The sequence below is a fragment of the bacterium genome, from assembly GCA_024228115.1.
GTDB lineage: Bacteria > Myxococcota_A > UBA9160 > UBA9160 > UBA6930.
This window is the reverse complement of record JAAETT010000438.1, coordinates 1-13,458: the sequence shown is the minus strand read 5'-3', so window position 1 is coordinate 13,458 and position 13,458 is coordinate 1. Positions and strand designations below refer to the sequence as shown.

Annotated in this window: 5 protein-coding genes; 2 read left to right on the top strand and 3 right to left on the bottom strand. The window is 66.9% G+C overall.

Annotation, left to right across the window (positions count from 1 at the left end; genetic code table 11):
- Positions 1-500 precede the first annotated feature (500 nt).
- Genes GY937_19230 through GY937_19220 form a run of 3 tightly spaced genes read right to left on the bottom strand, consistent with a single transcriptional unit; the run spans position 501 to position 4,824 of the window.
- The gene (locus tag GY937_19230; protein MCP5058839.1) at positions 501-965 is read right to left on the bottom strand and encodes a GNAT family N-acetyltransferase; all 465 of its coding nucleotides are present in this window, start codon (positions 963-965) and stop codon (positions 501-503) included.
- Positions 966-986: 21 nt separating this feature from the next.
- Positions 987-2,519 (bottom strand): sigma-54-dependent Fis family transcriptional regulator, encoded by a 1,533-nt coding sequence (locus GY937_19225; protein ID MCP5058838.1) that lies wholly within the window; start codon positions 2,517-2,519, stop codon positions 987-989.
- Positions 2,520-2,526: 7 nt separating this feature from the next.
- Positions 2,527-4,824 (bottom strand): HAMP domain-containing protein, encoded by a 2,298-nt coding sequence (locus GY937_19220; protein ID MCP5058837.1) that lies wholly within the window; start codon positions 4,822-4,824, stop codon positions 2,527-2,529.
- Positions 4,825-4,959: 135 nt separating this feature from the next.
- Between GY937_19220 and GY937_19215 the strand changes: the two genes are divergently transcribed.
- Complete coding sequence (locus tag GY937_19215) at positions 4,960-12,822, top strand: hypothetical protein (protein ID MCP5058836.1); 7,863 nt, start codon at positions 4,960-4,962, stop codon at positions 12,820-12,822.
- 34 nt (positions 12,823-12,856) lie between these two features.
- On the top strand, positions 12,857-13,234 hold the full coding sequence (locus tag GY937_19210; GenBank protein MCP5058835.1) for a hypothetical protein: 378 nt from the start codon (positions 12,857-12,859) through the stop codon (positions 13,232-13,234).
- Positions 13,235-13,458: the final 224 nt, after the last annotated feature.

Below are 13,458 nucleotides of genomic sequence, written 5' to 3'. Positions count from 1 at the left end.
GGGCCGGACCTTCAAGGTCACGTGGCAAGGATGCCGCGAAGCCAACGGCGCTCGCTGGAGATGAGCCACCCGAGGGTTCGGACCGCGCTTACGTCCAGCGCCCTCACGCCTTCCACCCCAGCCACGAAGGGGAAGCTCGAGCTGAGGAGTCCGACGCAGCATGGTGTTGATAATGGCATTGTTTATATGCAATGTCAAGGAAAACCGGCGAACAAAGCTACCGGACGGGATCCGGCCGAGAATCCGCACACAGCCCGCCCGACCCACGACCCCAAGCCGACCCTGGCCCCACCCAGGCGGGCTAAAGCGCCGCGCCCCGGGTTGGCCAGGCGAGAACCCGCCGTAGGATCGAAGGAACTCCCTCACACCCAACCCGTCCCCCCTCACCAGCCCCGCGAAGACCGAGCCGGCCAACGGCTCCGCCCCGCAGGTGGCAACCGCGCCCAACAGCGGAAACCCACCGCCGTGGCGGCACCGGGCTCAACCCGGAAACGCCGAACCTACATCCGGCGGGACATTTGGATCGCGTCCTCTCCCCCCGGGTAGTATTTCTTCCGCAGGCCGTCCTCCCGGAAGCCGAGCGAAGTGTAGAACGATCTGCCGGCCTCGTTCCCCGCGCGGACCTCGAGAACGAGGACGGATGGGGGCGAAGCCCCGCTCGCAACCGCCTCGATCAGGGCACGGCCCAATCCGGTCCGCCGCTCCTCCGGGGCGACGCCCATCCAGAGGATCTCGGCCTCGTCCGCTACCCGATTCGCCAGGAGGAAGCCGGCGAGCCCCAGCCGTCCCGGCGCGACCCAGAGGCGCCCCGCCGGCGCGTCCAGAAAGCTCGCGAGACTCGAAACGCCCCCTGCCTCGGGGAGCACGCTCCCGGCCAGTGCGGCGACCGCGGGGAGATCCTCCCGCCGGCCCGGCCGCACGACGAACTCAACGGCCCGCGGCGCTTCCTTCGATCGCTCTGCCATCAACCACGCGGCGCCTTGATCTCAACCACGCGGCGCCTTGATCTTGAAGGCCCGGAGCTTTCGGGAGAGGCTCTCCCGCGCCATCCCGATCGACTCCGCAGTGCGCGAGATATTGCCGTCGTTCTCTTCCAGCCTTTCCACGAGGAAGCGCCGCTCGAATTCCTTGCGTGCCTCCTCGAGGGTCATCTCGTCCGTGCTCTCCAGGCGGCCGCCGCGACGGATCTCTTCGGGCAGGTCGCGATCGCGGACCTTCGGCCCCGGCGTCATCAGCACGAGACGTTCGATCAGATTCCGCAGCTCGCGGACGTTGCCGGGCCATGGGTAGGCCTGAAGCAGGTTCATTGCCCTTGCGGCGATCTCCTTCGGAGCAGAGCCGGACTCGCTGCAGAAGGCTTCGGCGAAGGCGGTTGCCAGCACGGGGATGTCTCCCTTGCGCTCGCGCAGCGGCGGCACGTGGAACGGGATCACGTTCAGGCGGTAGTAGAGATCCTCCCGGAACGTGCCTTCCTGGATCTCCTTCTCGAGGCTCTTGTTCGTCGCGGCGATCACCCGCACATCGACCTCGAGGGTTTCGGTGCCCCCCACCCGTTCGAATTTATGCTCCTGGAGAATGCGCAAGATCTTGGCCTGGGTGCGCAGGCTCATATCGGCGATTTCATCGAGGAAGATCGTGCCCTGATCCGCCAGCTCGAACTTCCCATGCTTGCGCGAGATCGCCCCGGTGAATGCGCCCTTCTCATGCCCGAAGAGCTCGGATTCGATCAACTCCTCGGGGATCGCCGCGCAGTTCACCTCGACGAACGGATGTTCCGCGCGCTTGCTCTGCACGTGGATCTGCTTCGCGACCATTTCCTTCCCGGTGCCATTCTCTCCGGTGATCAGCACCCAACCGTTGGTGGGTGCAGCAACCTGGATCTGCTCCTTGAGCTTCCGGATCGGCGGCGCGTCGCCCAGGATCTCGTGGGCACGGATCGATTCGGCCCGAAGCCGCACATTCTCAATTCGGAGCTTCGACCGCTCGAGGGCATTGCGGATGATGAGCAACAGCTTCTCGACCGAGAGCGGCTTCTCGACGAAATCGAACGCGCCGAGCTGGGTGGCCCGCACCGCCGTCTCGATCGTGCCGTGGCCACTCATCATCACCACGGGCAGATCCGGCCATGTCTGGCGCAGCTCTTCCAGGATCTCGATGCCATCCCGACCCGGCATGGCGATATCGAGAAGCACCAGGTCCGGCGCGTCCTCGCGAATCGCGGCCAGGGCTTCTTCCCCGTCGCCCACCCCATCGGTGGCGAAACCCTCGTCCGAGAGAATCCCCGCCAGAGAGCGGCGAATGCTCTCCTCGTCATCAACGATCAGGATGCGACCCACGGCCGAGGGAGCGTCCGGCCTGGCGCCCCTGATGTCAACGCCCCGAGAGAAGGGCCACCTCCCCTTCGCTGCCCGGATGCCCGTCTTGCACCCGAAAACGTCGCTCCATCGCTCCCACGGAGCATTCCCCAGGCGGGGGACAGGCCGCGCGCCCCCCGGATGGAAAAGGTCCAAGGGACGCATTCCGCCGTCAGGTGCTCTTGACGGGGAGTTCCACGATGAAGCGCGTGCCGGAAGGCTTGCGCTCGTGCACCCGGATGTAGCCGTGATGATCCGCGACGATGCGAGACACGATGGCCAACCCGAGCCCGGTGCCGTGATCCTTGGTCGAGAAGTAGGGCTCGAAGACCCGGCGTCGATCCTCGGGGCGAACGCCGACCCCATCGTCCTCGATCTCGAGCCGAACCGTCTGGAGCGGCCCATCGTGGAAGGTTCGCACCGTGACCGTGCCCTCCCGGCCCGCATCTCCGATGGCCACACAACCGTTGTCGATCAAGTTGGTCAGCACACGCCGCAACTGCTCCCGATCGAAATCGACTTTCGGAAGGCTGTCATCGAGTTCCATCTCGAGGGCCACGCCCTCGGTTCCGGCGTAACTCGATACGGCTTCCTGAACCAGCTGATTGAGATCGTCCGGTAGTGGTTTGGCAGCGGGCAGGCGCGCGAAATTCGAAAACTCGTTCACCAGCACCTTCAGTCCCTCGACCTGGCTGGTGATCGTATCCACGCATTCGTCGAGGACCTGGGCGTCTTCCGGAGCGCCGCTGAGCCGATCGCGAAATCGTCGGCGGATGCGCTGGGCGGAGAGCTGGATCGGTGTCAGCGGGTTCTTGATCTCATGGGCGATGCGCCGAGCGACTTCACGCCAGGCCGCCATCCGCTGAGCCCGAACCTCCTGGGTGTAGTCGTCGAAGACGATCACTGAACCCAGGGATCGTCCCTCGTCATCCTGGAGCAGGGAGAGCGTGACCGACAAGGTGTGCACATCTTCGCCGCTCGGAACCAACGCCTGGCGTCGCACGCTCTCCCGGATGCCCACACGCGTCTGCCCCTGGAGCTCACGGATCACATCGAGAAGCTCCGGTTGCTCGAGCACCTCCTCGAGCTTGCTTCCGATCATCTGGGTGCCCGGAGCCACGGCGAGCAATCGCTCGGCAGCGGGGTTGATCGTCCCGATCCGTCCCTCCGCATCCAGAGAGACCACGCCAGCGTCGACATTGCGCAGCACGATCTCCATATAGGCGCGACGTTGGTCGAGCTCCGCATTGCTGAGTTCCAGGCCGGAGAGCGCTTCGCGAAGATCCTTCGTCATCTGGTTGAACGAATTCACGAGGAATCCGATCTCGTCTTCGGATTCCTGGGGAATCACGACGCTGAGATCGCCCTTGGCGACGAGCTCCGTGCCCTCGGCGAGCAGACGAATGGGCGTCGTCACGCCCTTGGCGATCCGCAGCCCCCACCAGGTGGCGAACAGCACGATGACCAGGGAGAAGAGCAGGAGCACGAGCTTGTAGACCCCGGCGATGCGACCGGCCAGGGGCTTGATCGCCCGATACTCGTCCACCGCATTGCGAATCGTGTCCACCTTGTAGACGAGGGCATGGGGCACGAGGTGGTTCACGACGACCGCCCCGACGATCTCGTCGGCACGAACGGGATCCGAAGAGCGGATTGGCACGGCGCCGCGAATGACGTCACCGAGGTCCGTCCCGGTGCCCTCCACCAGGGTCGTGCTCTCGCCCGCCAGGGCGGAAGCGACGATCGCACTCTCCCGCTTCACGAAAGCATCGGCGGGTATTTCAGGGTTCACCAAGGTCGCGATCGGCTCCGCCTCGGCGAACGGAAAGATCTGCACCACGCCCAGGTTGTACTCTCGCTGCTTCCGCTGGACGAAGGCCTCGAGCTCGGCTCGCTGGTCTTCGCGCAGCAAACGCTCGTGGGTGATCTGCAGGGCGATGCGTTCGCCAAAATGCAGCGCGTTGCGCGCCCAGGCATCGTAGTAGGCGTCGGCCACCTCGTGGCTGTCGTCGATGGCGCGGTCCATCTGCAACCCGAACCACGCATTGATCGACGCCGTGATGAACGAAGACGACACGACGTACTGCACGCCCATCGGCACGGCCGCCATCAAGAAGAGCGCCAGCACGAACTTCAAGTTCAGGTGCGAGCCGAGGGTCCCCGAGCGCCGCTCGAAGATCAGCTTCACGAAGGCCCGTCCGATCAAGTAGATCAGGCCAACGATCAGCACGACATTGAAGACGTTCAGGAACAGGAAGAGCAGGCTGTCGCCGAAAGGCAACGCTTGCGGGAGGCTCGCCACCCGCTGCTCGACGAGAACCACCGCGCCGATCGCCGCCATCACGCTGGCCGTAATCAGCAGATCGCGCCGTCGTCGGCGTCGCTCCGCATCGGGCAGATCTTGCGGTGAAACATGGTGGCCGCTGTCGGAACCCAAGGGATCCGGACCAGCAGGCGGGGACGCAGGCATGGCAGCTCCGTAAACCCTGGAAAAACTTAATCAAAGTGAATTTTCCCAGCAAGCGGTTCGGGGTCAAGCCCAGCCCCGCAAAGGCCGATGAGACCGCCGGGAGAGCCGACCTGGCCCTCCCCTGGGGGGAAGACATTGGACGCGAATCTGGAGGGACTTCGCGCCCGGTTCGATGCGGACCCGGGCGACGACCTCGCTTTTGAAGCGCTGGAAGAAGCACATTTCCTGGCGGGCGAATGGGACGCGCTGGTCGCGTTGTACGAGAGCCGCCTCGAAGCCGATGCACTGGATGCGGCAGATCACGGCCCGGTGCGTGCACGACTGGTGCTTCGCCTCGCGCAGGTCCTGGAAGACCGTTGCATGGATGCGCCGCGGGCATTGGCGCGTTTCGAGGAAGCGGTGGAGCTCGATCCGAGCCACCGCCCGGCTCTGGCGCAATTGCGTCGCCTCTTCGCCCAGCGGGAGCAGTGGGATCGCTATCTCCAGCTCACCCAGCAGGAGGCCGGCCTGCCCATGCGCCCGAGCGAGCAGGCCGCCTTCGCGACCGAACTCGGCGAAGTCTGGTTGCACAAGCTCGGCGATCCGCAGCAAGCCGTCACCCAGTTCGAAACGGCCCTCGAAGCCGACGATACCTACGTCAACGCCCTGCTCGGCCTGGCCGACGCCCAGAAACGAATCGGCGCCCCGGAGCTGGCCGTGGTCGCGCTGGAACGCGCCATCGAGCGCCTGCGCGGTGTGGAGCGTGCACCGGCTCTGGTCTCATTGGGCCTCCTCCTGCGTCGCGAGCTGGACAACCCGGAGCGGGCGCTCCAGGCGATCAAGCGCGCGCTCACCGACGATCCGACGAACGAGGCCGCCCTCGAGGCGATGGCGGAATCCGCTTCCGACGAGAGCGACTGGGACGAGTTCGACGAGCTGATGGAACGCCGCTACCAGGCGACCCGGGACGATCTACGTCGCCTGGCCATCGCCCACGAAGCGGGCCGCGTGCAGCTCGAAGAAAGGCGCAGCGCCGAAGGTGCACAGCGCTGGTTCGAGCGGGCGCACGCCCTCTTCCCGGACGACCCGGTGGTGCATTTGTATCTGGCCGACGTGGCCCGGCTCTCCGGCGATCAGGATGCAGTGGCGAACCATCTGCGCCATGCCTCGACCCTGGCGGACGACGCCGCGCCGGTGGATGTCCTCCACGAGAGCGCACAACTCGCCACCGACCAGGGCGACGACGATTTCGCGGCCGAACAGCTCCAGCGCGCGCTTGCCCGCCAGCCCGACGATCCGGTACTGCGTGCGGATCTGATCGACACCCTGCAACGGCTCGGCCGAGATGGGGAGTTGCTCGATCTGCTGGTGGCCGAGGCGGAACAGGCAAGCGCCGGTTCCGCAGAACAGCTCACTGCATGGCTCCGCGTCGGAGCCCACCGGGAAGTACGGCTCGGAGATGCTGATGCGGCACGACAGGACTACCGCCGCGCCTTCGAGATCGATCCCGGATCCGAAGCAGCGGGCGACGCATTGGCGGGGTGTCTGACGACACTCGAGGCCTGGCCGGAGCTCAAGGCGCTCTATGAACAGATCCTGGAACACAACTCCACCTCGGTGTCTCGCCGGAGCCAGACGGCGTGTGCGCTCGGCAACCTCTTCCTCGGGCACGTCCTCGATCTCGATGCAGCTGCGGAAGCGTTTCAGCAGGGCCTCGATCTCGATGCGGGCTGCGCGGCCGCGCGCGAGGGGCTCGAGCGGGTCGCGCTCTCGCGCGGTGACGACGATTCGCTGCTGACCGCATTCGAGCGGGAGGCGCGGGTGACGAGTGACCGCGAACGACTCAGCTTCCTGGTCTGGGAGCTGGCGCGCATCTACGAGGACCGGCAGGAGCCGGCCCCCGCCCTGGGCTGGCTGATGCATCTATCGGACGCCGCTCCGGAGGATGTGCGCGCCCTGGAAGGCTGCGCGCGCTTGCAGGAAGAGCTTGGCGAGGATGCGGGGCTCTGCACCAGTCTCGAACGCCTGGATCCTCTTCTGTCCGGAGCTGAACAGGCCAAGAATCGCCAGCGACTCGCATCGCTCTGGGTCGTCAGCGGCGACCGGGTACGGGCCCTCGAAGCCACCCGGGCCTTGCTCGAGATCACCCCGGACGATGTGGACGCCCTCTGGGAACTCGATGCGCTGTTGGCGCAGGCCGGCGCTGCCGACGAACTCATCGAGGTTCGCCGCAACTTGTCGTCCCTGCTTCAGGGGCCGGAACAAGCCGCGTGCCTCGATGCATTGGCGGATCTGCTGATCGCCCGACACCAATCCGAGGACGCGCTCGATGCCCTCGACCGGTTGGCCGACGCTGGCGACGCCCGGCCGGAGGTCGCCCAACGCCGCGAAGCCCTGCTGCGAGACCTCGGCCGCTGGGACGATCTCTGCAGTGAACTGGTGCGACGGCGAGAGGGACTGGACCCCCTCGACCCGCGGGCATTCGAACTCGACGTGGAGTGCGCGGAGATCCTTCTCGATCGCATCGGCGATGCAGAGCGCGCCGTCGAGCTCTTCGACCTTGCGCGGGAGGCTTCGCCGGATTCCGGGCGAGCTCGGGCCGGCCTGGAAGCCGCACTGCGCCGAGCCGGACGCAACGATCGGCTCGTCGTCCTCCTGGAAGAGAAGGCCCGCGAAGAAGCCGATGCGGAGCAGCGTGCCGAGCTGACCCTCGAACGCGCGTTGTTGCTCGAAGAAACCCTCGAGCAACTCCCGGAAGCCAAGACGGTGCTGGCGGAAATCGCGGACGGGCCCTCAGCCCTCGCGGACGATGCGACCAGGCGCCTGGTCGCCCTGTTCGAAAGGACCGAAGATTGGGATGCGCTGCGCGAACACCGGGCGCGACAACTGGACAGCGGCGACGACACCGCTGATTGCGCGCTTCACCTCGAGCTGGCCGAGCTCTCGCTGGAACGCCTGGACGACCCGGCCCAGGCTCTCAGCCATCTCGAGAGCGCTGGAAAGCTCGCCCCGGAACGGGCCGAGATCTGGCAACAACTCGCAGCCTTGCACGAGCAGGCGGGAGATGGAGAGGCCACACTGGTTGCGGTCGAAGCGGAGCTGGCGACGGACCCGGACGAATCCCGGACCGCGCTTCTGCGCGGCCGGGCGGCAGAGCTTGCACTCGCCACCCTCGAAGACGAGGCCAGAGCCGAGGGCCATTTCGCGGCCCTGCTCGAACTGGATGCCACCCACGCCGGGGCGGCCCAGTTCCTGACCGATCGCTATGAACGCGAGGGCCGTCACGAGGAACTCGTTGCGTTACTGGGACGCCGCATCGAACAGCTGACGCCGTCCGAACTCCAAGCGGGTGGGGACGCCTCTCTGCGCCTGCGCATGGCAGCGCTGCAAGCCGGCCCCCTGGATCGGCTCGACGATGCCATCGCGAACCTGGAGATTCCGGCCGCTCGCGAGCTGACCCTCACCGTCGTCGCGGAACCCCTGGCCGATCTCTACGAACGGGCCGGGCGCGGTGAAGACCTCGTTGCCCTGGCCCGTCGTGCCGCCGGCCAATGCGATGTGGCGGAAGAACGGGCGACATGGAATCTGCTCATCGCCGACGCCCTGCGCCGAGACGGTGACGCATCCGGAGCCGCCGACGCGTATCGCCAGGCCCTGACGGATCGCCCGAGCGACCGCGCCGCCGAGAGCACTTTGCGCGATCTCTATCGCCAGCTCGGCGAGAGCGAACCTCTCGTTCGACTGCTCGAAGCCGAGCTCTCCCGGGTGGGCGGTCCGGCGGAGGTCCCGCTGCGCATGGAACTCGCGGGGCTCCTGTCCAGCGAGGCCGATCGCGGCGCCGACGCCCTGGTTCACCTTCGCCGCGTGATCGAGTTGGAGCCCGAGCAGGCCGTTGCCCTGGATCAGGCCATCGAGCTTGCCGCCAGGTATGAGCTTCACGAAGAGACCCTCGAGTTCCTGGGCCTGGCGCTGAAGCGCAGTCGCAGCCCGCTGCCCCGTGCGAGGTTGCTGGCCCGCCGCGGTGGCATCAAGGCCGATGTCCTGGCACAGCCCGGCGACGCCCTCGCCGATTTTCAACAAGCCGTCGCGTTGGATCCCACCGATGGAGCGCTTCGCGCCCGGGTTCGCCAGTTGCTCGAGGAGCAGGGCGATTGGTTGGGCGTCCTCGAATGCATCGAGCGGGAAGCGAGCCGGCTGCCCGCCTCCGCCGAGGCCGAGCGCGCCAGCTTGCTGGAAGAAGCTGCCGGCCTGGCCGCGACCCACTGCAGCTTGGAAGCCTCGCTACCGTGGCTGACTCGCCTGCGCAGTCTGCGGGCGGAAGATGCCACGGTCCTCACACGCATCGCAGAAGTCCACCGCGCCGCGGGCCGAACCGACGCTCTGCTGCGCGCGATCGAGGACGAGATCGCCTTGGATCCGGCAGCCGAAGGAAGGGCCGCCCTGGAGTGCGAACGGGCCCGGCTCTTCGAGCAGGAACTCGGTGCGCCGGGTCGGGCGGTCCGCGCACTGGAAGCAGCGCGAGAGGCCGAACCCGAGGCCATCTCCGTCCTGACCGACCTGGAACGGCTCTATCGCGAAGCCGGGCGCACGCGTGAACGAGCGGGTGTGCTGACGGAGCTTGCCCGCGTCTGTGACGACGATGCTCGCCTCGCCTGGCGTCGCGCCGCGGCCGGCGCATCACGCGACCTCGGAGAACTACGAACCAGCGTCGAGCAGCTCTGGGAGGCTCTTCCGGACGCCGGCGAGGGGATCGACCGCGTCGAGATCCTTCGCGAGCTCGAAGACCTGCTGCCGCGACTCGGTCGGCGCGACCTCTGGGCTCGCGTAGCGGAAGCCGAACTCGTCTCGCTCGACCCCCAGGCACCGGTCTTCGTCGAACGCCGCCGGGAACTGCGTTGGCTGCTGGCCGAAAGCTATCGGAAGGAGCTTGCACGCCCGGACCTGGCCCTGCGGCACCTGCGCGAACTCCTCGACGGCGAAAGCAGCGGCGAAGCGCAGGCCCCGACCCGGCCCGCCGAAGACGCACTACTCGATTTGCTGCGCCATTTCGGCGAAGCGGTCGAGCTGGAGACCCGCCTCTGCCGGCGCCTCTCCGAAGACGCGACCACCGATGCCCCCGCCTGGTTCGAGTTGGGCCAGCTCCGCCTCGAGCGTTTGCATCGGCTGAGCCGGGCTGCTGAAGCATTCGAACACGCTTTGCGCGTGGACCCTGAGCATCTCGACGCCCTGCGCGGCCTGCGCTCCTGCTGCGAGCGGCTCGGACGCCAGCGCGACGTGGCACGCACACTCGAGCGCGAGATCGAACTGCGACCGGACGCATCGGCTCACGAACGCGCCGCGCTTCACCGTGCTCTCGGAGAGCTGTGCTGGCGCGAACTCGATTCGACCACAAGGGCCAGCCGCGCCTTCGCGGAGGCCCTCGAAGCCGACCCGGAAGATCTGGCTTCGCTCCGTTCTCTCCAGGCCTTGTTCGAAACGATGGAAGATTGGCGCGGCGCTGCGGATCTCTACGAAAGCGAGGTTTCCGTACTAGGCGACCGGGAGGCCGCGCGACGCCAGGAGGCGTGGCTGAAGGTGGCTGCCATCGCCCGCGATCGCATGAAGGACTTCGACCGAGCCCTCGCCGCCTTCCAATCTGCCAGCGAGGTCGCCACGTTGACCCTCGCGGCCCGTCACGAACTGGCGCGCCTCTACGCCCAGGCCAACCAACCGGATCGCTTCGCGGAGGTCTTCGCAAGCTGGGTCGATGCCGAGGGCTCCGGCGCATCCGTCGACGAACATCTCGAGCTGGCCTTTGCGCTGGAAACGCTTGGACGCGATGAAGCCGCACTGGCCCGCGTCGAGCGTGCGATGGCCCTCGACACCGAACACCTGGCGGCCTGGGATGCCGCCGCCCGCTTGCGAGACAGGCTGGGCCGAAGCGACGCCGGAGAGGCCTTTGCACGGGCTGCCGCTTGCACCCATGGCCAGGAGGCCGCCGAGCGCAGGTTGGCAGCCGCCCTGCGGACGAGTTCCGATGAGGAACGTGCCCGCCTGCTGGACCGCGCGGTCGCCGACGACCCCGCGCTCTGCGAAGCCCAGGCTGCCCTGGCCATCGTGGCCGCAAAGCTAGGCCGCCATGCCCAGGCGGAGCGGGCCGCCCTGCGCGCTCTCGAGCGCTGCGACGACCCGTCCCTTTCCTCGGAAACACGCTGCGAAGCCTCGCTCGCCGGCGGCCTGGCCGCTCAGGAACTCGGACATCGGCCGGAAGCGCTCTCGCTCTTCAACGCGGTCCTGGCAATCGATCCCGATCACTCCACCGCTCTGGCGGCTCATGGCGAAGCAGCCCTCGAAGAGGGCGACGCCGCCTCGGCCCGGACTTCCCTCGAACGTCTGCTCGCTCAGCCCGACGAGAGGCCGGACCGCGCTGCCCAGCTGGCTCGCCTGGGCCGAGCGCTGGAGCTGGAGAACGCGTCCACCGATGCGTTGCAGCGTTTCCGGGAAGCCCTGGAACTCGACCCGAAGCTCGACGATGCCCACCGTGGGCTGACCGAGTTGCTCGAGCGGGACGGCAAGATCGACGAAGCGGTGGACGCCCTTCAAGCCTGGGCGATTCGGGCGTCCGATGCCTCGGTGCGAGCCGGGCGTCTCCTCCATGCCGCCCAGCTCGAGCTGGCCCGACCCGCGCGCGAAGAGCCAGCCGAGGCGCTGCTCCGGGAAGCCGTCGAACATGGCCCCGAGAATCACGAAGGATGGACCCTGCTCTGTGATCTGCTCTGGGAGCAGGATCGCGGCAATGACGCGCTCGAGCAGGCCACACGCGGAATCGAGGCCCTGGGTGAAGTTCGGGAAGCCGCTCGCCTCGCTTTGATTCGAGGGCGTGCCCTCGAAACACGGGGGGACAACCGTGCGGCCGCCGAGAGCTTCGGCACGGCAGCGGGTTGGGATCCTGCATGCGCAGAAGGAGCTCTCTCCGCGGCGCGGCTGCTCCGCTCCCTCGGCGAATGGCGAAAATCAGCAGACGTTCTTCGAAGCTTCATCGACGCTGCGCCCGAAGATGCTGCGGGCGAAGTCGCCCCGGCACTCCTCCAGCTCGGCAGATTGCTCGCCGGTCCGCTCGAAGATGTCGACGGTGCGATCGACGTGTACGAACGCGCACTCGCAGCGGACCCCAGCCTGATCGACGCAGAGGAAGCGTTGGCGGATCTGCTCGTGCATCGGCCCGACCATTGGAATGACGCAGTACCACGTCATCTGGCCCTGCTCGAACGGGATCCCGTGCGACTCGCCTCCTTGCGTGGCCTGCTTCGCATCGCTCGTGGGCGGGAACAGGAGAAGGCGACGGCCATCGGCCTGGCGCTGCTGCGCGCCCTCGGCTGTGCGACCCCCGAAGAACGGGTCGAAGCGCCTGCGCGGATGCCCTCTTCCCCGGACGGCGCGTTCCTGCAGAACCCGACCTTCGAAACACTTCGCCAGCTCGCGATCGAGGCTGCCGACGAGATCGGTGAAGCCCTTGGTGTAGGCGCGGCCGGCGATGGCCCGCCTCCGACACCTGGAGCCGACCCGGTCACACGCTTGCGTTCTGCTCTGATCGAGGCGGAAGGCGAGCTCTCGGCGCCTGCGTTGGTGCCGCTCTCCAATCAGGAGACGGGGCAAGCCCTCGGCCTCGCAGCCGCGCTCATCCTGGAAGTGGAATCCGTGCAAGGCGACGGACACCTGGTCAACGAACTATCCCGAACCCTCGGGCGCCGCACGCGTCGCCGGTTGCGCAAGAGTCTGGGCCAGCTCACACCGGAAGCCCTGGCGGAGATGGATTGGAACGCCTGGCGCATGCAACTCCGGGTCGAGGCCGCAGGCGTCGCCCTCGAGCGAGTGGATGGCGAGCTGCGTAGCGCCTTTCTCGCCTGGCTCGAAACAGAAGACGGCGCCGCATCGGAAACGCTTCCGCCGGAATCCGATCTGCGCGATCGCGTGACGGCAGAGCCCCATGCGGAGCTCTTCTTGCGTCACCTGATCGATATCTGGGGCAGGGAACTTTGATTTTCCGTTCGCCGGAACCCGGGAGTCACGAGCTTTGAGCACACGAAAACGCGATGCATTGGCCAACCTCGACGACAAGCGTTGTGCGCGACGCTTCCGACGACAGACGATGCGCGTCATGGTCGACTACGTGTCGGACGGGCGAGCCTGTTGCGAGTACGCCACCACCCTGGGCGCAGGCGGGATGTTCATCCAATCCGAATCGCCCCTTCCGAAAGGCAGCTTGGTCAAGGTGCGCTTTCGACTCAGCGACGATCCGAACGACCTGGTCGAGATGGAAGCCAGGGTGGCATGGAGCCAGCCTCCGACCGCCGACGACGTGCGGCGCGACCCGGGCATGGGCATCCAGTTCACCGACAAGCCGGCAATTGCGGATCTCGCACACCGGCTCGACCGGCTAGGCGACGAGTAGCGAGGCGCTACTGAACGGATCGGGCAACGCGGCGAACGGAGGCCTTGCATTGGCTACGGTCTCGTCGGCCAGGGACGAAGATGTTCTAGCCTGAACTATGCACGAAAGTTGGCTGAGAAGCTGGCTTTCCAATGTTTCAGCGTGCCGCGCGGCGATTGACGCTGACGGATCTCGTTTTGGGTGGTCGATGCCCATTCCGTGGCGCGAATGCGGAGTGTGCTTCG